Genomic DNA, 24,074 nt, shown 5'->3' with positions numbered 1-24,074 from the left:
GTGTATTCGAAGCACTTTTAAACATATGATTATTCAGACTAAAGCCGTAAAATTAATACAAATTTATTCAACAATTTGTGAACAATTTGAAAAAGATTTAAAATACACATGTCAGCGATTCAGCAATAACGACAAGCAAGATTTAACAGATCAAGAAATTATGACAATTTACTTATTTGCATATTTCATTTCTAATACTATCAATTTCAAATTCATTTGGACAAAGCAAAGCTATTACGATATCAGGAATTACAAAAGATAAAGCTTCAAAAGAGACCTTGCCGTTTGTAAATGTACTCTTGAAAACAACAAAGGACAATGTTTTAATTACAGGAACTTTTACCAACGAAGAGGGTAGGTTTTCATTCTCTAATGTAGTGACAGGAAATTACTATCTGGAGTTTACATTTGTTGGATACAAAACAAAAAGTCAACCTATTTATGTAGGTTCACTTTCTGTATTTCTAGATGAAGGAACCATTGAATTGGAAAAAGATGCTACCGTTTTAAATGAAGTCGTAGTTGTTTCCAAAAAAGAGTCGATCAATCAGAAAATGGATAAGAAAACCTTTTCTGTGGCAGATAACATCAGCCAGAGTGGTGGTTCTGTTTTGCAAACAATGCAAAACTTGCCGGGCGTTTCAGTTCAAGATGGGAAAGTGCAAATCAGAGGCAATAACAAAGTCACAGTATTAATTGATGGAAAGCAAACCGCATTAACAGGATTTGGAAATCAATCGGGCTTAGACAATATACCCGCGTCTGCTATAGAAAAAATTGAAATCATCAACAATCCTTCTGCAAAATATGATGCTAACGGAAACGCTGGAATTATAAATATTATTTACAAGAAAAACACAAAAGAAGGATTCAACGGTAAAGTGGGTTTTACCTCTGGATTGGGTGCTCTATGGGAAAGAAAAGAAAATTTGGCAACGATTCGACCGCAATACTCGTTAACTCCAAAAATCAATCCGACACTTTCACTCAATTATCGTAAAAACAAAATTAACGCTTTTTTTCAGGGAGATTACCTATATACAGAAACGCTCAATAAGAATGAATTTGTAACGAGAACCTACACTGATGGAACTATTATTAATCAACAATCAAAAAGAAATCGGAATACTCATTTCACTACTTTAAAAACAGGAATTGATTGGAATATTAACGAACAAAATTCATTAACAATCTCCGGTTTATTTGGAACCGAAAAAATAATTGACAACGGAGACCAGCCCTTTTTTAATGAAAATTATTCGGAACGATTACGACTTTGGCAATTTTTGGAAGACGAATTAAAAACTACTGCTATGGCTACTGTTGCATACCAGCACAAGTTTAAAGAAGCAGGGCGTTTGTTAAATATAGGATTCAATTATACTTTTCACAGAGAGGATGAACAGTATTTTTTTGATAATATTTTGCCAACTTATACCGGAAAAGAGGCTTTCAAATTGTTATCCGATGAAAAAGTAGCCGACTTCAATATCGATTACATCAAACCCCTAAAATACGGAAGAATTGAAACGGGGTTTAAATTCCGAAAAAGGGATATTCCAACCAATATGCAATTCTTTCCTGGAGCAAATTCTCCACTAGATAGCGGTGCCGGCGGTCAAGCAACTTATAAAGAAATTATTCCGGCTATTTACGGAAATTATATTTTTGAAAACAATAAAATTGAAGCCGAAGTGGGTTTGCGTGTTGAATATGTAGATTTACAATACAATGTCAATCCGGATCATAATACGTATAAAAGTGACGGTTACAGCTATACCCAGCCTTTCCCAAATATGCGATTGGCATACAAAATCGATGACAGCAACAAAATATCATTATTTTACAATCGTAGAGTAGACAGGCCAAATGAAGTCGATATTAGAATATTTCCAAAATACGATGATGCAGAAATCGTCAAGGTTGGGAATCCCGCTCTTCGTCCGCAGTTCACCAATTTATTTGAACTGGGTTATAAAACGAACTTAAAAAAAGGATATTTTTATTCGGCAGCCTATCACCGTTTTGCAAATGCTACCATTACCCGAATTGCATCAAAAGTTCCAGATAGCAATTTAATTTACGCTATTTTTCAAAATGCAAATAAAAGCTATAATACAGGTATCGAAATGGTTCTTTCGCAAGATATTGCAAAATGGTACTCATTCAACTTAAATTTGAATGCATATCACAATCAAATTAATGCTTTTACGGTTGAAAATAAGTATCCGGTTCCCAATACTTTTTCGGCAGAGAAGCAAAACATTTTCTCTGTAAATATTAAATGGAACAATACCCTACACTTATCCAAAAAAGTGAATGCGCAAGTAACTGCAATATATTTGGCACCGGATATTATTCCGCAAGGTAAAATTGCTTCCCGATTTTCTATAGATTTAGGAATTAAAAAATCAGTGCAAAACGGTAAAGGAGAGTTCTTCTTAAATGCAGCCGATCTTTTTAATACATTAGTAATCCAAAAAGAAATTCAAGGGCAAGAATTCAAATACAAGAGTACCGAGTATTGCGAAACCCAAGTAATTAGATTGGGTTACAGTTATAAATTTTAAATAGAAAACACGGAAAACGATATGTAAATGGCTATGAATTCCCAAATGTTCTCTTATTGGGAATTGCTTTCAATAGCTTTTTATAATTTTCCAGACCATGATTTAGCAGCTTGTGATTTATATGTTGCAGCAGCTTATACTACGATCCCAATTATTCCAATAGCCGGAGCCTACAGATGGAGCCTTTAAACTAAAAAACGTATAAAAATGGCACAAAATATTAGTGCAACGAAAGATTTATGCCTGATAGAATTAGAAGTAATTGTACAAAAGTCAGATAAATAAACAATACAATACAATACAATACAATACAATACAATACAATGAAGAAGAGCTTATCAACGGACATAGCAGAATCGGAAAATATATCCATAACACTCTGTCTTATCACATGAGCATAGATAGTAATTCTTTGTTTTTTCCATCGGTAATAACTTCCGCTGCTCCCTTGTAGAACTTTGCAAATTTTTTTAATCGGAAATACTTGATCATTGTCTTTAATGAAACTAAAGCCTCACTTTTGGTTTATGGACAAAACAGTTACCAAATGATAATATGCATTTTCAGACACGGATTTTTTTCTTCATTAAATTTAGTTTGAATTTCGGCTAAAAACAAAATTTTAAAAAAATAACTTTTAGAGTTTTTATTATGTAAAGTATTAGAAAAGCTTTAGTTTATTACCTTTGGCCTTCAAAAGAGTCGGCTAAAAGTTTTAAATCTTCTAGTAAAAGGTTCGAATTTTGTACCATAAGGTTCACTAAAACCCTTATAAACATCTGATTTATAAGGGTTTTTTAATTTAGTTGCCATTTCCGTTGCCTTTTCTCTTTCTTAATACTAACTGCACTATCCTTTTTTTATAATACTTTTTTAAATGCAATTCATCCTTTTACTGATGGCAATGGCAGGGTTTGCAGAATAATTATGGGCGTTGTAGCACAAAGCCCGATTCTAACCACTACAATTACCCTGCAAAGGCTGAAGAAGAAAGGCTATCAATCTATGTTGGATGTTTACATGGAACTCAACCCATCACTTTGCGAACCGCCGTATACGAGAACCGTCCGTATGGTGGTGTGAGAGGAGCCGTCTACTCGATTATGGCCAGTGGTTATTCTTGCTTTTAGTTTGTTCCAAGCAACCAGTTAAAAACATTTAGGTGTTTTACTCCGCTTCTGTTTTGGGTAAAAGAATCTGTCGTTAGTAAATATTTTGGGTAGTTGTCGTTAATTTTTTCTAATGCGCCAAACTCACGTTCAACGGTGCTTTCGTTTGTCATTTGCCAAGCAACTTGATAGTACTCGATGTCGCCTGTTGGGGATTTGCAAACAAAATCTACTTCAGTATTACGTGTTGTACCTGTCCAAATTTTGTTGCCTCTGCGTAGCAGTTCGAGGTAAACAACGTTTTCCAATATGTGTCCTCTGTCAGTGGTTCGTTCTTTACCGGCCAAAATATTCAACAAACCTGTGTCCACTAAATAATATTTTTCTTGTGTTGCGAGTTGCTTTTTACCTTTTAAATCGAATCGATTTACTTTATAAAACACAAAACTTTCCACTAAATATTCTAAATATTTTTCTACAGTGGCGTGATGGATACTTTGTTTGTCTTGCTTTAAGGTATTTGAAATATTGTTTGGCGAAAGTGAATTGCCGATGTTTGAGGCTATAAATTTTACAATGTTGCCAAAAGCCCGTTTGTCATTTATTTGGTGGCGTTGCGTAATGTCTTTTTCGATTATTGTTGTGTAGATGGCTTCCAAATATTCGTAGATTTTATCAAAACCTTCTTCACGTAATTCTACGCCTTTGGGCAATGATGTTTCGTTTACATAATCAAAAAACAAGGCTTCGTAATTAAGGTATTTGTTGCTCGTGTCAATGCCCCGTGCCGTTAAGTATTCTTTAAACGAAAAAGGTAAAATAGAAATTTCGATGTAGCGACCGCTCAATAAAGTTGCCAACTCACTACTCAATAAAAATGCATTTGAGCCTGTTATGTAAACGTCTGTGTTTTCAGTAGCAAAAAGTCCATCCACTAATTTTTCAAAAAGCGGAATATTTTGCACTTCGTCCAAAAAAACATAGTTGGTCTTATCGGCTTGCAGTTTCTTTTTTATTTCAAAGTAAATGTCGTCCCACGTTTTGTTTAAGTAATTTTCAGGCAACTCAAAGTTGTAGAACTGAATTTGCCGTTTGCCAACACCTTGTTTTAGTAATAGTTCTCGATAAAGTTCCAGTAGTGTACTTTTGCCTGACCTACGTAAACCGCTTACTACTTTTATAAGGTCTTTGTCTTTGTAAGCCAGAAGTTTTTCTATGTATTCTTTACGGTTTGTGTAATTGCTCATAGGACAAAGATAAAAAATAAATTATCAAAAGTAGTAAAAAATGCAAGTTTTGATAATTTACGGGTAAGAGAAAAGTAATTGAAAAATATTTCCCTGACTTCCGAATTGATTTATTGGAAATCCCAGGCAATTCATATACGGATGCCAAATCGCGTTATACCTTCCGTTTGGACGAACAGGAAAATTTATGGGAATACTATTTTGAGTGTTTTGCAAGGCTGAAACAAAAAACAGATGTGACTTTCAAACTTTCTGCCGAAGGTTTTGGCGAAGAACTTTCAACTGGACTAACCGCTATTAGAGAAGCCTTGGTGAATTTGCTGATGCACGATGACTATTTTTCTCCGGCTCATTCCCGTATTCGAATTTTCACCAATAAAATTGAATTTTTCAATCTTCAGGTTTGCCCAAACCTATCGAAGAATTGAAAGAAAAAAGACCTTTCCATTCCCAGAAATCCAATTATCTCAAAACTTTTCAGAATGGTCAAACTGGCTGAAAATGCTGGTTTTGGCTTTGATGAAATAGAATCAAATTGGTTTGAATACAACAAAACAGCACCGGTCTACAAATTGGAATTTGACTCCGTAATAACTAGTTTCTATTTTGCTGCCAATGATAATAATGAAGCCCCGGAACAAGCTGCTGGGGAAGCTGCTGGGGAAGCTACTGGGGAAGTTGCCATTGAAATTCAAAAAATTGTCTTGGCGTTAAACGGCGAGATGAAACGATCTGAAATCCAGTCACTTTTGAACTTAAAACACGATGACTATTTCAGAACCCAATACATAATTCCAGCATTAGAGAAGGACTATATTACAATGAAATTCCCTGACAGTCCTAATCATCCACAACAGCGATATATACTTACGGAAAAGGGCATTTTACTAAAAAAGAAATTAATATGAAGCCCACCGTATCATCTTATTTTTCTTTAGTACTGTAGTTAAATAGAGTACCGTAATGCTTTAATGTTACAAATTATAGAAAAATATTATGTGCTTATGATAAAAAAAGGTATAGAGAAATGGTATTTGATATTGTGGAATTATAATCTCTCAACTACAGTGAATTTCCTGTTCGTGGTATTAAAATAATCCTATACAAAAAAGATTTGTTTTTGAAGACTGTTAGTGTTAGTAAAAACAGTCGGCTAAGAGTTTCAAATCTTCGAGTAAAAGGTTCGAATTTTGTACCATAAGGTTCACTTAACCGATAAAATATACTTTTGTATATTTTATCGGTTTTTTATTTTTAAAACGATTGATTTTTAGCTATTTATAGAAAAAAAGGGATTTTGTTAATATTTTGGATTACATTTCTAAGTTAAATTACTATAACTTATGTGTTAGTGATTAAATGATTTATAACCAATGTTTTAATAGTTTATTTGTTTCGTTTCTTATATTTGGTTCGACATGTACTGGCATGATAGGTAATAGGATTCGAACCTGTGTAATGTGCTTGTTATGAACAAGTTGAGTTTTAATAAGCGAGTTTTTGTATGAAAAGGGAGTAAAACTATCTTTTTTACAAAAAAAGACAACTTCAGAAGCTATTCGGAGAGTTATGTTCGAACCATCAAAAAGAGTCTACCCATAATAATTTTTAAATATTTTTCTTCAGCCTCCGGAATACTTATAAATATAGATTCGTGAAGTAGTTGGCTTAATCAAAATACTTTCAAAAAGAAACCACTTCATTTGAGGTGGCTTTTTGTAATTTAATTGTCAATTTATAAACCGATAAAATTTGATAGGAATTTAAAAAGGGATTTTAGTAGAACTAATTGCTAAATTAGAACTTGCTTTAGCAACAAGTTTACTATTATTTTGATTTATGACTACCGCATTGAAATGAATGATCGTTTTTCCTAACTTGATTAATTCTGTTTTAACCAAAACGGTGTCATTTTCAAAAGCAGGATTAAAAAAATCGATATTTAAATTAATAGTAGGATAGAAGTTTTCTAAGCCAAGTATCATAAAATTAACACCAATGCAGTCATCAATCATACTTGAAGTAACACCTCCATGAAGTATCCCAACAGGGTTGGTCATTTCTTTTCTAACTATAAATTGAAATTCCACTGCTTTATCATTTACGGAGACTACTGTTCCATTTAGCCATTGAGCAAAAGGAGACGGACTCCCTGTAAATGGTTTACCAATAAAACTTTGAAGTAATTGAAATCTTTTATTTTTCATCTTATATTGCTTTATTAACTTCTTTTAAAATGATACTTTCAAAGGCATTGTATAAAAATTGCTGTAGGGTAAGGATCATTGATGTACTTTTTCCAACCGGATAACTAAATTTTGGCTTTTTGGAATTAATGATTTTAATTATAGCATCAGCAACAGCGTTTGGTCCTGGCGCCTTTTTGAGTTCATTATTGTAATAAGAATGGATTTTTTGCCTGAAAATATTATAATCCTCAATATTGCCATAAGTTGCAACCGCGTTATTAAAAAAATTAGTTTTATGGACCATAGGCTCAACCATACTAATTCTTATATTAAATTGATTCACTTCAAATCTTAATGATTTAAAATATCCTTCTAAAGCGTGTTTAGAAGCTGAATAGTAACTAAAGTTGGGATGCCCAATTAACCCTAAGAATGAACCTACAGTAATAATTTTACCCTGTTTTAGATTTCTCATATTTGGGAGTAGTGCGTTAGTTAGCTTAACTGTACCCCAGAAATTAGTTTCAAATTGTTGTAATCCTATTTTTGTTGGTGTTTCTTCAGCAAGACCTGTAACAGCATAGCCAGCATTATTTACTAAAACATCCAGCTTTTCTATTTGAGTAAAAAGTTCTTTAGTAAAAGAGTTAATCGAATCATCATCGGAAATATCCAGGCGCAATAATTTGAAAGAAACCTTATTCCTGTATTTTTCCGGCTCACGGCTGGTGCCAATTACAGTAAACCCATTCTCAAAAAGTTTAGTGGCCAGCAGGAGTCCAAAACCGGTTGATGCTCCTGTTATTAAGATCGTTTGTTTCATCTTGAATTTTATTAAATGTTTATATTTTATTATCATTTTCGATACTTGGAGGCATTAGTTTATACATCACGGGTGTTACAATTCTTGAAAGAATGGTAGAACTTATAAGTCCACCAATTAATACAATTGCCAGTGGTGCAATTAAGGGATTGGAGTTTAACGCAAGAGGAATCAGACCACTGATTGCTGTGATAGAAGTTAATACCACTGGTAAAAAGCGGGTTTCTCCGGCAATAGCAATCGCTTCATCTATTGAATAGCCTTCTTGTCGTAATTGATTAGTAAAATCTACCAAAAGGAGTGAATTTTTGACCTGAATACCGGAAAGACCAATGAAACCAATAATCGCCACCAGTGACATAGGACTTCCATTAATAAGCAGCAATATAACACCTCCTAAAACTCCTAACGGGATAATAGAAAGTACAATTATTATTCCTTTGAATGTTTTAAACTGCAGCAATAAAACTCCAATGAATAGAAAGGTACTCAAAATAATTACCGCAAGAAAATTACCTCCCAAAGCATCACCTTCAGATTCTTTTTCTCCAGACAATTTATAATAATATCCTTTTGGCATTTTTAGTTTATCCAATTTAGGTATAATATCTACCAGCAGATCATTAGCATAATAACCCTTTCCTGATAATGCAGTAACTTTTGAAAATCGCGATTTATTGAAATGATTAATTGCTGTTGGTGAAGTTTCAAAGGATATTGTTGCAATTTGGTTCAGTGCAATTGGAGTGCCCTGAATATTATTTACATATAAATTTTTAAGTGCATCGAGATTAGAAAACTTATCTCTTGGCAGTGTAAGTGTAACATTTCGTGCATCGCCACGGTCATCTATGTAATCTCCAACGGTTAATCCTGCCACGGCAAGACGAATTACTTTATCAGCCTCACTTGTTAATACACCAAGTGTTCTTGCTTTTTCTTTATTAATTTTTACTTTGACATCTGTTTTATAAGTATTCAATTCGTTATTGATGTAAACAGTACCTTCTTGATTTCGTAAAATATTTTCTACTTGTGATGAAAGTTTGCGTAGAACTTCCTGATCTTCTCCGAACAGTCTGACTACAATATTTGCTTCTAAAGGCGTTCCCTGCTCAAAGTCTTTTACTTCAACTTTGGCATAGGGCATTGTTTTAAATTTTTCCCGAAGTTTTTCAATCAAAGCTGTTTTTTCAGTAGGTTTTGATTCATCTTCTAATTGAACAAAAATCTGTGCAAAGTCGGGTTTTCTGTCTTGTGGATGTACATTGTAATAAATTTGCGGATTCCCTTTACCAACGTTGGCAGTATAAAATACAATTTCTTTATGGTTTTTTAATTCAGATTCTACCAATTTTGTAACCCTGTCACTCTCTAATAGATTTGCCTGCAGCGGCATTTTTATATTAATTAGAAACATTGGTTTTTCAGAAGTTGGAAATAATTTAAATCCGGTTGCCTTAAATAATCCAAAAGCGGTAATGCTTAAAAATAGAGATATAGCAATAGTTGTTTTTGGGAATTTTAATGCTTTAGGCATTATGTCTCTGTAACTTCTGGTAAGGAATTTTTGCAAATATTGAAGAAAAATGTTTCCACCGGCATGCTCATGTGTTTTTAGAAATCGGCTTCCCAAAAATGGAACTAATGTTAAGGCTACAATCATAGAAGCTAATACACTTGTAATAACTGCCATTGGAAGACTTCTAATAAATTCACCCGAAACATCAGGAAGAAAAACCAGTGGTAAAAAAGCAATGACAAGTGTTGCCGTACAACCTACTACAGCAATTCCTATTTGTTTGGTACCTTTTAAAACTGCCTCCATTTTAGTATGACCTTCCCGAAGCCAACGCTCGATGTTTTCTACTACCACAATGCTATCATCCACCAATAATCCTAAAGCTACCACCAAACCAACAATACTTAACTGGTTTAAGGAATAACCTAAAGCATTCATTGCGATCAGCCCTAAAGCCAATGATAATGGTATAGATATCATAACTATCAGAGATGCTCTTGATCCTAATGGCAATAGTGTGATAATAACCAAAACGATGGCAAGTGCAAAATCAAAGCCTAAATGCCCTAAACGCTGTGATACCATATTGGCTTGATCAAAGCTTTTAACCAGCTTGATGTTTTGTGGTAAGTCTTTCGAAAATTCTTCTACGATTGGTGAAAATTCTTTCTGAACATCGGTAATATTTACATTGTCCTTCATTCCGGCAGTAACCAAAACGCATCGGTGTCCATTTATACGGGTAATATGATCTACTGTTTGAGATTTGTAGCCTACTTCGGCAACATCTTTCATATAGATTATTTTTCCGTTTGCGTTATAAATGACCGTATTGGCAACATCTTCTGCATTCTTAAATTTACCGCTTGTTTTAACATTAAATACCTTGCTGTCAAGATTGATGCTTCCTCCCGGAATATCGGCAGCTTCACTTTGTAAACTTCCCATCACGAGATTTAAAGGAATTTTTAATTGTGCCAGTTTATCCAATTGCAAATCAATACGAATTTCCTGTTCAGGAATTCCAAAGTATTTGACATCCTTAAGATTGGTGATTTTCTCTAATTTTGTCTTCAGCTTATCAGCCTCATCACGCAATTTTTTGTCAGAAGCATTTTCTGAGACTAAAGCGACCTGAAGAATTTTTACATCTGATGATGCAATTTTCTCTGTTTTGATCTGATAAATATCTTTTGGAAGTTCACTGCTTTTCAGCGCATTCATTTCAGTAGAAATCTCCTGATATTTATTATCAACGTCTACGCCATATTTAAATTTTACCTGAAAAGCGGCGACACCATCTTCTACTGTAGTTAATATTTTATCAATGTTTTCAAGTCCGTAAATTTTATTTTCGATAGGTTTTACGACTTGTTCCTCCATATCTTTCGGGCTGGTTCCCGGATAAATTACAGTAATAAGATATTGGGGTGGGTGAGTGGAAGGGTCTTCTGATCTCGGCATCGAAAATAGGGTAAGATAACCCACAACGGCCACCAGAAGAAATATGATCAGCGTAAACTGATAATTTTTAACGGCAAAGTTTGTAATCTTCATAATGCTAATTATTTAATGATCTTGATTGTTGATTGTTCGTTTAGATAAGCACTGTTGGATATCACTATCTGATCTGTTTTCTGAAGTCCGTCTTTTATGAATACCTTGTTATTTTCAAATTTATTAATCGTAACTGGCTGACGTTTTACTTTGTTATTGGCTACTATAAATACAAAAGCTTTGTTACCATCGGCTTCAATAAGCGAATTATATGGGATGATGATAAAATCTTCTGCATTCTCTGCTTTGATTTCTGCTTTCCCAAACATACCAACTGCCGGTTTACTATTTTTCATATTCAGTTTCAATTCTACCTGAAAAGAACCCAGTGCTGCATCTGCAGATTGTGACTTTCGAAATACAAAAGCATCAAAGTGCTCTTCGGGATAACCATCAAGAGTAACAACTGCTTTCTGACCAATTTTTGCTGATGCCCATTCTTTATCTGTTAAACCGATTTTTAATAAATAGTTGTTATTTTGGTTTGTTTCATTTATTGCCAAAATTGGAGATCCGGCACCAACTACTTCCCCTTCGTTTGCTATCTTACTGGCTACAAAACCATCGGCAGAAGCATATATTTTAGCGTAGCGTGCATTAAAAGCAACGGCATCTTTCTGCTTTCTGGCAATGTCCAGACCTGTTTTTGTATTTTGAAGCTGTTCTAAGGTGTACACACTGTCTTTGTATAAATTATTGGCACGGTTGTAATCACGTTCGTATTTTTTTACATTCAAATCCGTTTGATTTAAACCGGCATTAATTTCGGTTGCATCCAATGCACCCAAAAGTTGACCTTTTTTAAAAAACTGACCTTCCTCTACATAAATTCGACTCACTACACCGCCTATTTTAAAACCATAATTGGCTTGATTTTCTGTTGTTACCAATCCTGATGCACTTATATTATTTGTGAGTGCCAAAGATTGAACTGTTGCTGTTTTAATTGGAATAATATCAGCAGTTTCGAATGGTGTATGTTCTTTTTTTTCTTCTTTGCACGCATAAAAAAGAGGAAAGGCAAGAAGGCATATTACTATTGATTTTTTCATAATTATTATTTTTTGGATTAATTAAAAGTAAAAGTTGCATTGGCTCTTTCTAATTCTGCAAAAGCGATCCAGGAATTATAAAGGGCTATATTGGTATTGAGCTGAGCGTTTACCCATTGATTTTGTGCATCCAGAAGTTCAATATAGATCGCTTGACCTTCTTTGTACAATTTGGTTATATCCTCATTGTATTTTTTGGCGGATTCTTTTTGATTTTTATCAGCGTAGAATTGTTCCAAAGCGGATTTCAAATTATTCTGTGAAACCTGAAACTGAAGCAATAACTGCTGTTTTACATTATCGATCTGCGAACTGATTTTTTTACTGTCCTCTTCTGTTTGTTTGAGTTTGAATTTATTTTTGTTACCTGAAAAAATATTCCATTCTAAACCTACTCCTGCAAAATAGTAGCGTGACTGCTTATTTACTTCAAAATCAAAATCCTGAATTCCAAAATCAGCAAAGCCGTTTACCTTTGGAAACCAATATGACTGCGTAAGTTTACTTACATTATCGTTTATTTCTTTTGCTTGAGTAAGTTTTTGTAATTCTTCCCTGTTTTGAGTATTCTCTGAAACAGCGTCAATTGGTGGAACTTCATTTTCATCGACTTCAATTGCGGTATCCAGCTTTTCATTAAGCAAAAAGTTAAAATAAGATTGGGCATTATTACTGTTCTGCTTTGCCGTTTCCAGATTTGCCTGTATACGTATTACCTCATTATTACTTCGTAAGACAGCTGTACGGTTTATCTTTTCTTTTTTAAATAAGGATTTGTTTACTCTTTGATTTTCCTTAACCAATGCTAAAGCATCCTGATAAATTTTAATTCCTTCAACCGATTGGAGGTATTTGTAGTAGGCTATTTTTATTTCCTTGACTAATTCCCTTTGATATATTTCCAGCTCAATTTTTTGTAATGAAGTCTGCTGGTTTTTGATTCTTTTGTTGTAGATAATTTCAAAATTCAGCAAAGGCATTGTGGTATGAATTTTAGCATCATAGAAATTATCCGGATTAATTAGAACAGACTGATTATCCAGAGTCGGAAAAGCATTCGAATTTGTAATTTGATTCAAAGTGTTGTATACCGGATTCAGCATATCACCTATAGGAATATCAATTGTTCTTCCTCCTTCGGCCTTGGTATAACTTCCATTTAAGGAAACGGTAGGGTAGAACAAAGATCGCGCTTCTTTTAAAGCATACATACTTTTGTTAATATCAAAATTGTGTTGCTTTATTACTTCGTTATTTTTTAGCCCGACTTCAATATAGCTGTCAAGCTTACTCTGTGAATATCCCAGATATCCAAAAAAGATTAGTGTCAGAGTCAGTGTTTTTCTTATCATATTATACATTGTTTTTTAATTGAACGCTGTTCATTTTTTAAGTCAAAAAAATTTTAGAGTTTTCTTATTATTTTTAAATATTCGTTGTATCCATCAAACAGGATTGTATCGGGATTAGAAAATTTTACACCTTTTGTTCTCTGGCGTATTTCAAGACAGCACATTCCGTGTACCAAACTCCAAATCATAAATGAAAGAGGTTCTGACAAATGTCCTTCAAAATGACCTTTGCTCATACAATCTTCCACAGTAGTTTTTAAAGCTCCAAAGGTATCAGCGCCTTCATTCCATCCTTCTTTTTCAGAGTTTTCAATAAATTCCATTGGTGCTTTAACATTGAACATCAAATCATACATCTCTGAATTTTCCATAGCAAACTTTATATAGGTAAATCCCATTTTTATTAGGCGTTCCATTGGATCTTCAATCGCGAATAAATCTTTAAAATACCCTCCTAATTCCTGAAATCCAATAGAGTGCAAATCATGTAAAATAGCGTTTTTATCTTTAAAATAGACATATACAGTTCCCACGCTATAATCTATTTCATCAGCAATATTTCGAATAGTTGTCTGTTCAATTCCTCTTTCTAAAAAGAGTTTTTTTGCTCCTTTTAAAATGAGTGATTTTAAGGCTTCTTTTTCACGTGCTTTTCTTTCTGCTGTACTCATAAAAATAATATTCTTTTGCAAATGTATGTATATTTTTTGAACAACGTTCATTTTTTTAAAATTATTTTTCTCAAGCCTATATATTTTAAAAATCATACAATGTAAAACACTGAAAAACAGCAGTTCTTAACAGTTTGGACTGAGTAACAAACTATTAAGATTGCTGTGTTTAAAGCATGTTCTTATGCTATTTTTGGATTTTTTGGAAATAAGGAACGGTTAAATGCGACTATCTCTTCATGAGATGGAGGTGAAGTACGTTCCATTAATTTTGTAATAGTCAAATCTCTTAGATAAGCAGCATCTTCTCTTATACCTGCAATGAGAGCTTGTTTAAGTTCTGCTACATTCAATTCTGTACAATAAGCTGGTGTACCCGGTTGATGTCTCCATGATTCAGACAGTGTTCCTGCATCGACAGCATCAAAACCCACATCACTGATTAAATCTGAAACTACTTTTTTTGAGTTTTCATCATCGCCAGATATAGCCATCGCAATTCTATCATCAGCACTGGTTTCTTTTCCACCATTGGCCAAGCTTTCTGCTAATAAATTATTAAAAGCTTTGATTACAGGACGTCCAATTTGTTCCGATACCCAAACACTCTCTACTTTACCGTTTTTAAGCTCTTCAATTTCGCTGTCACGAAACGGATAATAGTTAGAAGTATCTACTATTATTACTTTTTCAGAAATATTCGTGAACAATTTTTCGTCTAGTTGGGGGATTGCTATTGTTGGAACTGATAAGATTACAACGTCAACATCTTTTGTAATATCATCGACTCCAGCAGGTTTCACTCCCAATTCGGCAGCTCTTTTTTCTAATAAAAGGTGTTTTCCGCTACTGAATACTTTTATTTCGTGGCCGACTTGTGCTAATTTTTTTGCGATGGTACCACCGATTGCTCCAGTACCTATTATTCCTATTTTCATTTGTCTTAGTTTTTAGTAATTGATTATTATAGGTGTCGTAAGTGTAATTGCAAAATTAAGTCCTTTTTGCTTACCTTTGTATAGTACTTTCCCAAAGGAAAGTGGATTAATCTCTAAAGTGAAGTGATATGGCTGTAAAAAAAGTGCATTGTGACTGTATAGAAACAATAAAACCAGTAAGAGACGCACTTGATGTAATCAATGGAAAATGGAAGTTACCAATCATCATTTCAATTGGTGTCGGTAATGATCGTTTTACTGATATACAGGAAAGTATTCCCGATATAACACCTAAGGTTTTGGCTAAAGAACTTAAAGATCTAGAACAAAACTGTCTAATCAAGAGGTATGTAATCGACAGTTATCCGGTTAAAATTTCTTATCAATTAGAAGCTTATGCCGATACGCTAACACCTATTATATATGCACTTAAAGATTGGGGTTTGAACCATCGCAAGAAAGTTACAGACCGGGAATAGCAAGGTTCTGAATTAAAAGATAGCCAATTTTGTAATTCCTCATTCATTGTATTCTCAGCTTTTGCTTTTTCTTAATTCCAATGCTAATATCTCCCGTACCACGGAAATAATATGCAGTGAATGCTTTTTTCAGTAGTCCTCAGCCGTTAGTTTGTTATATCGTGTCTTTTCTGATACTCACTTGGTGATACTCCTAAAATCCGCTGAACATACCGGCTAAAATAGGAAATGGATGAGAAATTCATTTCATCAGCGATTTCTGTAAGAGTAATTGTTTTATTACGTAACTTTCTTGTGATCACGGTAATTGTAAAACGGTCTATCCAAAATGTTGTAGATCGTCCGCTTACTTTTTTACATACTTCTGAAAGGTATTTCGGGGTAACAAATAATTTGGAGGCGTAATGCGCAACTTCTCTGCTTTGAATATACTCGCCAGTGCTTAATAGATCAATAAATCTTCGTAACAATAAGGCATTTTGTTTTGAAACGGGGCTTTCATTATAAGTGCGTACGTGCATATCGTACAGATCAAGAAAAAAGGCTACCACTGAACAGCCCAACTGTTCGTGATAAAACCGATGTGAGATGTTCCGTAATCGGGTTTCAATTTGCTTCAGATCGTTTTCGCATACTCTTTTATCTTCTTCACTAAGCGGCAGAACGGGGTTTTGAAGCAGTGCGAGATTACCTATAATATCATAATCAGTATGGGGAGAATTGTTGCGGACAAATTGATATGAAACGTATAATACAATTACATCCAAATCATCAGAAATCTTAATATCTGACACCAAATTCCCATGGGTCCAAATTATAAAGTCTCCTTCATTGATATGAAATATTTTATCTGACATTCGAAAGCTGAAAGTTCCTTGCCGGCACAACACATGAATTGCATAGTTACTGAACTTCTCATCATGCACATCATTCAAATCATAAGAAAAGGTGAGGTCATCTGACTCGACCGCAGTATACCCTGAATTAAGCTGATTTCTATTGATGATCTCATTTTTCATTTTTACCTTTTTTAAGTATTCGTAAAGAAATAAAATTATTACTAAATAATAGAATTACAAATACTTGACTGTATTTATGGAATGTCATAATTTCTAAAAAACCGAAAAAAGTGAAAATAGTACAGTAATAATTGAAACAGAATTTCATTATACCTATTATAATTTTGCATCTGTAAAAATCAGGTAATTTAAATCAATTTAACATGAAAAAAATAATTGCAGCATTTGCATTTATTCTCTTTTGTACATTATTGAATGCGCAAAAAGCAGAAAAACCGATCATTCTGAAAACTATGGGTAGTTTGTTTTTCGGAGGAACAGTTTCAAAAACGGAAAGTGGGGAAACATACCACGGTGATCACGGTTACGCACAATATTATATTCCGCAGCATTCAAGGAGTTATCCTATTGTAATGATGCACGGCATCGGGCAATCAGGAAAGGCCTATGAATCTACACCTGATGGGCGTGAGGGTTATATGTCCATATTGCCTCGCAGAGATTGGTCGATTTACATTATTGATCAGCCGCGCCGAGGACGAGCGGGTTACACGATGTCAAAAATTGACACACAAAAATCAGTTCCTACTATATTACAGGAAAGTGCAGTTTGGGATGCCTTTCGTAATGGTATTTGGAAGCGCCCTGCGGATCCGTTTATGTTCAAAAGATCACAGTTTCCAAACACACCTTATGCTGTTGATCAGTTTTTCCGCCAGCAAACACCTGATACAGGTGAAGAACCAAGAACAAAAGAGCACAGAGATTTTATGGGCAAAACGATGGCTAAGCTGTTAGAGGAAACGACACCAGCAATTTTAATCACACACTCCAATAGTGGTCAATATGGTTGGTCAACCGCCATGACCGCTCCTGAGCTTGTTAAAGCTGTTGTAGCTTATGAACCTGGAGCGTGCGCTTTCCCGGAGACTGAAATTCCAGATGCAATTGCTACGGGAGTTGAACTAGTCAATGAAACGCAGGCACCACAATTGGTATCTATGGAAGAATTCAAGAAACTTACAAAAATGCCGATTCTGATCATTTTTGGTGACAACATAGCAAAAGAAAAAAGTGAGATATTCAAGCGAGGTATGGCGTGTGGCAAGCCAGCGCGCTAAGCAATTTGTAGATGCAGTCAACAGGCATGGCGGAGATGCGAGATTGATAATATTGCCAGAAATAGGGATTTATGGAAATACCCACGCACCATTTGCAGATTTAAATAATATTCAGATAGCCGATCTGCTTGAAAAATTTTTAAAAGAAAAGGGTCTTGACGGATATAAAAATCCTTATCAGGGACCTGTTCTGAAGGTATTAGAAAAATATACGATTCCATTAATAAAATAACAATGGGACGGAGTTTTCTAAACGGCACTGTAGTTCATTTACTCTAAAAAATTATCAGATGATCGCAACAGTAATATAGTTTTAAAAAGGTACTACCGTCAAAGAAGAAATTCTATTTCCGCATAAACTCAGAAAGTAAAAATTTTAAATCAAGAAAAATGAATAAGTTAAAAAAAAATCATATTTATCGGTATTTTTATCATCTCTGGTCAACTTTGTAAGGCACAAGTAGCAACATTTAAAGAAAATAGCGCACTGTTGGTGATGGATATGCAAACAGTCGTCCTGGAGCGAAATAACGCTAAAGGTGTCGTGACTCAAGTAGCAATTCTGATTGCAAAAGCGAGAAAAGAAGGTATTCCTGTAATTTATATCAATGCAGGTTTTCGGAAGAATGCACCGGAAATTTCTTCAAATAACAAATTTTTTGAGGCCTACAAAGATTATTTCCAAAAAGCAGATCCTGCACAATCGATGTTGTTGCCAGAATCTATAATGCCGCTTCCAAATGACATTATCATGCAGAAAAGAAGATTTGGAGCCTTTGAAGGATCTGAACTTGAACTTATTTTAAGATCCAAAAATATAAAACATATAATTTTATGCGGCGTTTCAACAAGTGGCGTGGTTCTTTCAACGGTACGTGAAGCTGCTGATAAGGATTACCTTATCACTGTTGTGTCTGATGCCTGTGCAGATAACGACCCCGAAGTACAGAGAGTTTTGATGGAAAAGATATTTCCGGTGCAGGCCGATGTGATTACTACAGCACAATTAACCAAATAAATAAAAAATTATTATACGTAAACACAACAATAGTGATGTTTTGAGGGAGTATTTTAGTATTTACAAGAGAGTTTATTAGTTGGTTTTTCTTTCATAAAATTACAAGGAACGCTTTATTTTAGTTCCTTTGCATCATAAAACATACTCAAAAAGAGTCGGCTAAAAGTTTCAAATCTTCTAATAAAAGATTCGAATTTTGTCCTGCAAGGTCACTTTAGAGGATGATCATTTATGATTGTCCTCTTTTTTATTTGGTTTAATTTATTGATTTGCAATTAGTTATAGAGTTATTTTTAAAATTCTTACTGGTTCGATATTTATGATTCGTAAAAATCGTTTAAAAAAAAATGCCAAAGTAGATAATAAAACAATGATTTGATGTTCGATATCCCCTTGCGGATACTATCAACTCATATATATTTGAACATCTCGATTCGAATATACTTTAGTAAATATATACAGGAAATTAAGTATCTCTTTTACCTGTGCTACGCTTGTATCGATACCATTCTTTTTCAATATTTTCATTGCCTGATTGACAGAGACCCTTCTATCTGAGAAAACTCTGGGTTTACTATTTGAAATTTGGTCAATGGTTCCGATGTTTAGAAAATTAGTGTTGGTAATATATTGATCACTAGAGGTAATTATCATGGATATAGCCTGATTTATTTGTAAAGGATTTAATTTCTTCGTTACTGGGTCGAACGAAAGAGGTCTAAATAACTCGATGATATATCGTTTACCGGCTACATCTTGACTCTTATACAATGTTAAAACATTGTTTTCACCACCTTTTAGATCTCTGATGTTTTTGCCAGCATAGCAGCTAGCTAGACTTTAGTTCACAAGTGTAAGCCGCTCATTGAGGAAATCCATCACCTGTTTGTATTCCTTTTTTAAATCATTAAAATCTTCAAAATCAATTTTATTCTGAATGAAATGTCTCCTTGTCTTTGATATTAAAAGCTCTTGATCCGAAATCTCTTTAAGAATCTTTTTTTGCTCATTCATACATCCCCTTTTCACAGTCAAAATATTTTCATCCTCCAGTACAAGCTCAAGCAATTCATAAACTTCTGGTTTAATGTTTATTTTTTTTAATAGTTCTTCATATTCAAAGTCCAAAATATCAGTTCTTATACGTCCTTTGCACTTACTAACTGCACAATGGTAGTATTTGTACTTCGCATATCTTCCAGCCGATGTACTTCCAGTTAATCGCCTGCCACAGCATGGACAAATTAAAAATCCTCTCAAAAGGAAAACCGGTTTCATTTTTTTCTTAAACGAAGTTGTTGCGCGACGGCTGTTTAGCAGGCACTGAACTTCTTTAAAAAGCTTCTTTGAAATAAGTGGCTCATGGAGACCTTCTACAAAATATTCTTCCTCCGTTTTATTCGCAGGTACAAAGACTAATCCACAATAAAGCGGGTTGTGTAGAACCTTCCAAAAATTATTTCTACCACAGATAAGTCCTTTTAGGTTAGCCATTCTTCTGATATAGCTAATTGTAAATTTACCTTTTGAATATTCTTCAAATGATCAACGGATATAATCAGCTTCAGGTTGTTTGGGTACGATAATCTTTTTGCCATCAGAAGCAACCTTGTTCATATAACCAATAGGTGCTTTTCCAGGCCATCTGCCCATTTTTCTCGCTCTTCTCATGCCATCAGATGTATTTACTCCGTCCATCAAAAGAATTTCAAACAAGTATCCTACTTAGAAATTTTGCTACCAGTTTCATTTTCACCTATAAATTGGCCGGGGGAGGTACTACCATAATATATCACTGCTTTTATATCTCTCATTTTTTTATTTGACAACGTAAAAACCAAAATTTAAGATGAGAGCCCTCTATTGAAAGCTTTATGTTGTGGAGAAGCTACATACTATCTGTTGAAAAAAGTCTTGTTTTAGAGCTTTAGCTAAGAATAGTATATCCATTTTTATCAAAAAACAACAATTCCAAACAAAAAATTCACTAACTTTAATACGCCAAAACCAAAAAAGGCATCAACAGCGAAACCCATAAAAACACTGAAATGAAAGTCGGTTCGCCGTTTATTTAAAAGAAGGCGCCAGATGGAGTCTAATTTTGAGTGTTTGGTACTTGCAAAACACATTGGATAATAAAATTATTTTCAAGAAAGAAGAAGAAAGTACTAAACTTCCATCTATAGAAAGTAAGGACATCGAGAAAAGTTTAAACATTGGTTACTATCCAAACGCTATAGTGACAGCACGATAAAAACTTATACTGAGACATTAAAATCGTTTTTGGTTTTTTGCAATGAAAAACAATTGCCAAAACAACTGAGGATGTGATACTTTCTAATAATAAATTCATCCTTAAAAAAATTATCGGCATACTATCAAAACCAAATTGTACGATAAACTATTTTTAAGACCAGTTGGATTCAAAAAATGGAGATGGAACAAAGCCAGTGGTTGTTTAAAAGGTAACAGTAGAAAATATTTTATAGCGTTAATTGAGATTACTTAGTCATAACTGAAAAAAGAAATTATGAAAAAGTTTTTATTTATTATATTGATTCTCACGGCAAATATAGCATTTGCACAACGAATAGTAACTGGGGTAATAACCGACAAAACAAACAGACCTATTGAAAGTGTAAAAGTTAGCGTAAAAAATACAGACCTAAAAACTTTTACAGATGCGACTGGTGCCTATTCAATTGAAGTGCCGGCAGCTTATGGAACACTTGAATTTGCAAAAGAAAATTTTAAAGTCCAGGTGGTTGAAATTACCGATGATGTGGTAGATTTAAACATGACATTGATTGCTGATACTGACTTGTTTGAACTCAGTTTGGATGAACTAATGAATATTGAAGTTATAACTGCTTCGAAAAAATCAGAAAATCGGAAAATTGCACCGGCAACAATTTATGTTGTCACTGAAAAAGATATTATTGAAAACGGTTACACTGATTTAACCAGTTTATTGGAAAACGTTCCGGGTGTGGTAGCTATAAGAACGGACCATTTTACTTTTGGCGGACAACGTGGTTTTTTAAGTAATTTTTCGCAAACGATACTGTTGGTAAACGGACGAGAAATGCAAAATTTAATAGCTTCCGAAACATTTATTGCAACGCAATTTGCAACACATAACATAAAACAGGTTGAAATTCTGCAAGGCCCGGCTTCTGCTCTTTATGGCGCAAATGCTTTGGTTGGTGTTATTAATATCATCACAAAGAATGATTCCACTGATTTTAATGCAACAGAGTATCATGCTGGAATTGGAACGCAACAAACTCAATCTCATAGTATCGTTTTTGGGAAAAATTTAAATGATTTTCGTATTAGTGGAAGTTTTAGATATTTCCGCAGCAATCTTTGGGATTATAAAGATTTTATAAAAGATACTCTAAATTTCAGACAAGGACTCCCTGCTAAAGCATTTCCCGTAAACCAACAATTTGAACAGCGCAGTTGGTCGCTTCCATATGCTGCGAAAATTTCTTACAAAGGATTTTATGTGGGCATAGAGGGATACGAACTTAGAGGCAGTAGAGGACTTGAAAATATAACGTTAGATTATAAAAGTCAATACGATTACCGTCAATTAGCCTTATATTATGCTGGAATGGACAAAGAAATTAGTGGCAAACTTAAAATTAATGCAGAACTTCAATTTTATAAAGAAAAATTCTGGGGATTAAACACTTCTTTTAACAAAGCTACTTATAATACACTTGTAAAAAACGGACATGATCCGGACTTACCACTGACGGATCAAGAAATTCAAGAAAATTTCATGGATATCTATTCACAGCAATCGAGTTCAGGTTCAAAACGATATAAAGGTAATGTACAATTAAATTATGTTCCAAGCCAAACCTTATCTATTATCGGTGGCTATACTTTTGATATGTTTGATTTATTGGGCATAGCACTTTCTAAAAATCGATTAAATCCTGATTTTAACGAAACTCGTTCTATTGATAATAGCATGCGCAAACCCTTTTTCCGTCAGTATAAAAACTCACTGTTTTTACAATTGCAAAAAACACTTTTTGATAAATTTTATCTCACACTGGGCGGAAGATTTGATTATCACAATATATACAAATCCATTTTCACCTTTCGCAGCGGTTTGGTTTATACCCCATTTCAAAAAACTTCAATAAAATTTCTTTTTGGGCAGGCTTTTCGTGAACCTACTATTTTTGAACTTGGTAATTTATCGATAAACAATAAGACTGCTACAATTGATCCAGTACGTATGAACACTTTTGAGATTGGAATCAATCAATCGTTTACCAGTAATTTAGTAATGAATATTGTTGCCTACAAAAACACAGCAACAAATTTTATTGAACCGGCTGCAACGACAAGTTTCAGAAATTCAGATAAAGTAATCAATGTCTTTGGCATTGAAAGTCAATTGTTTTATAAAATAGGAAAAATTAGAACTGAAATTGGTTATTCTTATGTTCAAAAAGATGCTGACGATTACGCTGGAGCGAGTACCGTAAATCTTGGTGTTTATAAACATCGAATAACCGGAGGTTTGACTTTTAATGCAACCGACAAGTTTTCAATAAATTCAAGAATCAATTATTATTCTGAAATTCAAGCAAAACATGGGAATAAAGAGATTTTACAAGTAATTACCATTCCCCCTTATACCAAGATTGATTTGACATTTTCTTATGTAAAAATAAAAGTGTATGATGCAGAAATTACCACACAATTATCAATTACGAATCTGTTTAATTCCACATTTTATCAACCCGACATTAGATTAGGTGGTCCAAAACAATTTTTACAACATGGAAGACAATTGTTTTGCAATTTGATTTTTAAATTTTAAGTATGATAAATGACAATTCAATATTAATTAATCGTTCTTTCATTTCTTTGTTTTTTTTACTTAAGTTCTTAATCTTTTTCTTAAAATCTAATATGGCGCATCTATAAATTTCAACTCAAGTCGTAATTTGCATATTTTTGAATTTCCAATACTATTAAAGCTTTTAAATTCTTTACCGTTTCTCTTATTTTAGTTAAAAAATTCAAACCCAAGCATTTTAAATAACTACATAAAACAAAAAAAGATGCCTAGATATCTTTTTTTTGTTTTATGGCTTATAAAGTTTGAAATCAAATAAATCCTTGGGGTTTGCATTAAAGCAATAAGCAACTCTAATACTGTTTCTAAAGTTATATTCGCTTCTCCCTTTTCAATTTTACTAATATAACTATGATCACTAGTCTCATTTAGCTCTGTTAATAGGAGTTGATCGCTTTATGAGTGAAGGAAGAGCTATTATAAACCTTATTGGGAATACGGTTGCAACAGTCATAATAGCTAAAATGAAAATGAAATTGATTTAATCAAATATAAGAGGTAGTGGAAAAAAGCTGCGTA

Annotated in this window: 23 protein-coding genes and 2 pseudogenes; 11 read left to right on the top strand and 14 right to left on the bottom strand. The window is 33.7% G+C overall.

Going from position 1 to position 24,074, the window contains the following annotated elements:
• Nucleotides 1-176: 176 nt before the first annotated feature.
• The 3 genes from ACNQGH_RS08320 (at nt 177) to ACNQGH_RS08310 (ending at nt 3,653) form a co-directional block, all read left to right on the top strand.
• On the top strand, nt 177-2,570 hold the full coding sequence (locus ACNQGH_RS08320; RefSeq protein WP_417955512.1) for a TonB-dependent receptor: 2,394 nt from the start codon (nt 177-179) through the stop codon (nt 2,568-2,570).
• 27 nt (nt 2,571-2,597) lie between these two features.
• Entirely contained in the window at nt 2,598-2,759 is a 162-nt protein-coding gene (locus ACNQGH_RS08315) for a hypothetical protein (RefSeq protein ID WP_417955511.1), read from the top strand.
• Between the two features lie 648 nt (nt 2,760-3,407).
• Nucleotides 3,408-3,653: a Fic family protein gene (locus ACNQGH_RS08310; RefSeq protein ID WP_417955587.1), complete on the top strand. Its 246-nt coding sequence runs from the start codon at nt 3,408-3,410 to the stop codon at nt 3,651-3,653.
• Nucleotides 3,654-3,696: 43 nt separating this feature from the next.
• Here the strand turns inward: ACNQGH_RS08310 and ACNQGH_RS08305 are convergent, their stop codons facing one another.
• A complete protein-coding gene (locus tag ACNQGH_RS08305) occupies nt 3,697-4,926 on the bottom strand; it encodes an ATP-binding protein (protein ID WP_417955510.1) in 1,230 nt (409 codons plus the stop codon).
• Nucleotides 4,927-5,039: 113 nt separating this feature from the next.
• On the opposite strand from ACNQGH_RS08305, the gene ACNQGH_RS08300 reads away from it, so the two are divergent.
• Together ACNQGH_RS08300 and ACNQGH_RS08295 are read left to right on the top strand one after the other, a co-directional pair.
• On the top strand, nt 5,040-5,354 hold the full coding sequence (locus ACNQGH_RS08300) for a 4Fe-4S dicluster domain-containing protein (protein WP_417955509.1): 315 nt from the start codon (nt 5,040-5,042) through the stop codon (nt 5,352-5,354).
• A gap of 54 nt (nt 5,355-5,408) precedes the next feature.
• Entirely contained in the window at nt 5,409-5,834 is a 426-nt protein-coding gene (locus ACNQGH_RS08295) for a Fic family protein (protein WP_417955508.1), read from the top strand.
• Nucleotides 5,835-6,689: 855 nt separating this feature from the next.
• Here ACNQGH_RS08295 and ACNQGH_RS08290 read toward each other — a convergent pair.
• The 7 genes from ACNQGH_RS08290 to ACNQGH_RS08260 all read right to left on the bottom strand — a co-directional run bounded on the left by ACNQGH_RS08290 (nt 6,690) and on the right by ACNQGH_RS08260 (nt 15,030).
• Nucleotides 6,690-7,133 (bottom strand): PaaI family thioesterase, encoded by a 444-nt coding sequence (locus ACNQGH_RS08290; protein WP_417955507.1) that lies wholly within the window; start codon nt 7,131-7,133, stop codon nt 6,690-6,692.
• Nucleotide 7,134: 1 nt separating this feature from the next.
• Nucleotides 7,135-7,938 (bottom strand): SDR family NAD(P)-dependent oxidoreductase, encoded by an 804-nt coding sequence (locus ACNQGH_RS08285; RefSeq protein WP_417955506.1) that lies wholly within the window; start codon nt 7,936-7,938, stop codon nt 7,135-7,137.
• Nucleotides 7,939-7,957: 19 nt separating this feature from the next.
• Entirely contained in the window at nt 7,958-11,017 is a 3,060-nt protein-coding gene (locus tag ACNQGH_RS08280; protein ID WP_417955505.1) for an efflux RND transporter permease subunit, read from the bottom strand.
• 8 nt (nt 11,018-11,025) lie between these two features.
• The gene (locus ACNQGH_RS08275; RefSeq protein ID WP_417955504.1) at nt 11,026-12,069 is read right to left on the bottom strand and encodes an efflux RND transporter periplasmic adaptor subunit; all 1,044 of its coding nucleotides are present in this window, start codon (nt 12,067-12,069) and stop codon (nt 11,026-11,028) included.
• A gap of 17 nt (nt 12,070-12,086) precedes the next feature.
• Entirely contained in the window at nt 12,087-13,421 is a 1,335-nt protein-coding gene (locus ACNQGH_RS08270; protein ID WP_417955503.1) for a TolC family protein, read from the bottom strand.
• A gap of 53 nt (nt 13,422-13,474) precedes the next feature.
• A complete protein-coding gene (locus tag ACNQGH_RS08265) occupies nt 13,475-14,188 on the bottom strand; it encodes a TetR/AcrR family transcriptional regulator (RefSeq protein WP_417955502.1) in 714 nt (237 codons plus the stop codon).
• 86 nt (nt 14,189-14,274) lie between these two features.
• Nucleotides 14,275-15,030, bottom strand: a complete 756-nt coding sequence (locus ACNQGH_RS08260) for an NADPH-dependent F420 reductase (protein ID WP_417955501.1) — start codon at nt 15,028-15,030, stop codon at nt 14,275-14,277.
• Between the two features lie 143 nt (nt 15,031-15,173).
• Between ACNQGH_RS08260 and ACNQGH_RS08255 the strand changes: the two genes are divergently transcribed.
• Entirely contained in the window at nt 15,174-15,509 is a 336-nt protein-coding gene (locus tag ACNQGH_RS08255; RefSeq protein ID WP_417955500.1) for a winged helix-turn-helix transcriptional regulator, read from the top strand.
• A gap of 146 nt (nt 15,510-15,655) precedes the next feature.
• Here the strand turns inward: ACNQGH_RS08255 and ACNQGH_RS08250 are convergent, their stop codons facing one another.
• Nucleotides 15,656-16,528: a helix-turn-helix domain-containing protein gene (locus ACNQGH_RS08250; RefSeq protein ID WP_417955499.1), complete on the bottom strand. Its 873-nt coding sequence runs from the start codon at nt 16,526-16,528 to the stop codon at nt 15,656-15,658.
• 203 nt (nt 16,529-16,731) lie between these two features.
• Here ACNQGH_RS08250 and ACNQGH_RS08245 point away from each other — a divergent pair, with 203 nt between their 5' ends.
• From ACNQGH_RS08245 to ACNQGH_RS08235, 3 genes are all read left to right on the top strand, one after another.
• Nucleotides 16,732-17,649 (top strand): alpha/beta hydrolase family protein, encoded by a 918-nt coding sequence (locus ACNQGH_RS08245; RefSeq protein ID WP_417955498.1) that lies wholly within the window; start codon nt 16,732-16,734, stop codon nt 17,647-17,649.
• Nucleotides 17,603-17,881 carry a hypothetical protein gene (locus ACNQGH_RS08240; RefSeq protein ID WP_417955497.1) on the top strand — a complete coding sequence of 93 codons (279 nt, stop codon included), beginning with the start codon at nt 17,603-17,605 and terminating at the stop codon, nt 17,879-17,881. The genes ACNQGH_RS08245 and ACNQGH_RS08240 overlap by 47 nt, the downstream gene beginning before the upstream one ends.
• Before the next feature lie 261 nt (nt 17,882-18,142).
• The gene (locus ACNQGH_RS08235; protein WP_417955586.1) at nt 18,143-18,667 is read left to right on the top strand and encodes a cysteine hydrolase family protein; all 525 of its coding nucleotides are present in this window, start codon (nt 18,143-18,145) and stop codon (nt 18,665-18,667) included.
• 405 nt (nt 18,668-19,072) lie between these two features.
• Here ACNQGH_RS08235 and ACNQGH_RS08230 read toward each other — a convergent pair whose 3' ends face one another.
• The 4 genes and pseudogenes from ACNQGH_RS08230 to ACNQGH_RS08215 all read right to left on the bottom strand — a co-directional run bounded on the left by ACNQGH_RS08230 (nt 19,073) and on the right by ACNQGH_RS08215 (nt 20,365).
• Complete coding sequence (locus ACNQGH_RS08230; protein WP_417955496.1) at nt 19,073-19,438, bottom strand: hypothetical protein; 366 nt, start codon at nt 19,436-19,438, stop codon at nt 19,073-19,075.
• A gap of 69 nt (nt 19,439-19,507) precedes the next feature.
• Nucleotides 19,508-19,945, bottom strand: coding sequence for a recombinase zinc ribbon domain-containing protein (locus tag ACNQGH_RS08225; RefSeq protein ID WP_417955585.1), 438 nt, complete (start codon nt 19,943-19,945; stop codon nt 19,508-19,510).
• A gap of 45 nt (nt 19,946-19,990) precedes the next feature.
• A pseudogene (locus ACNQGH_RS08220) lies at nt 19,991-20,197 on the bottom strand (recombinase family protein); the annotation flags it as partial.
• A 15-nt stretch (nt 20,198-20,212) separates the two neighbouring features.
• On the bottom strand, nt 20,213-20,365 hold the full coding sequence (locus ACNQGH_RS08215; protein WP_417955495.1) for a hypothetical protein: 153 nt from the start codon (nt 20,363-20,365) through the stop codon (nt 20,213-20,215).
• 513 nt (nt 20,366-20,878) lie between these two features.
• Here ACNQGH_RS08215 and ACNQGH_RS08210 point away from each other — a divergent pair.
• Together ACNQGH_RS08210 and ACNQGH_RS08205 are read left to right on the top strand one after the other, a co-directional pair.
• Nucleotides 20,879-20,998: pseudogene (locus ACNQGH_RS08210) on the top strand (hypothetical protein); the annotation flags it as partial.
• 199 nt (nt 20,999-21,197) lie between these two features.
• The gene (locus ACNQGH_RS08205; protein WP_417955494.1) at nt 21,198-23,516 is read left to right on the top strand and encodes a TonB-dependent receptor; all 2,319 of its coding nucleotides are present in this window, start codon (nt 21,198-21,200) and stop codon (nt 23,514-23,516) included.
• Nucleotides 23,517-23,741: 225 nt separating this feature from the next.
• On the opposite strand, the gene ACNQGH_RS08200 is transcribed toward ACNQGH_RS08205, so the two are convergent.
• Nucleotides 23,742-23,891 carry a hypothetical protein gene (locus ACNQGH_RS08200; protein ID WP_417955584.1) on the bottom strand — a complete coding sequence of 50 codons (150 nt, stop codon included), beginning with the start codon at nt 23,889-23,891 and terminating at the stop codon, nt 23,742-23,744.
• Nucleotides 23,892-24,074 lie beyond the last annotated feature (183 nt).

The organism is Flavobacterium kochi (genome assembly GCF_048286715.1).
Taxonomy (GTDB): domain Bacteria; phylum Bacteroidota; class Bacteroidia; order Flavobacteriales; family Flavobacteriaceae; genus Flavobacterium.
This window is presented reverse-complemented; position numbering and strand designations above follow the sequence as displayed.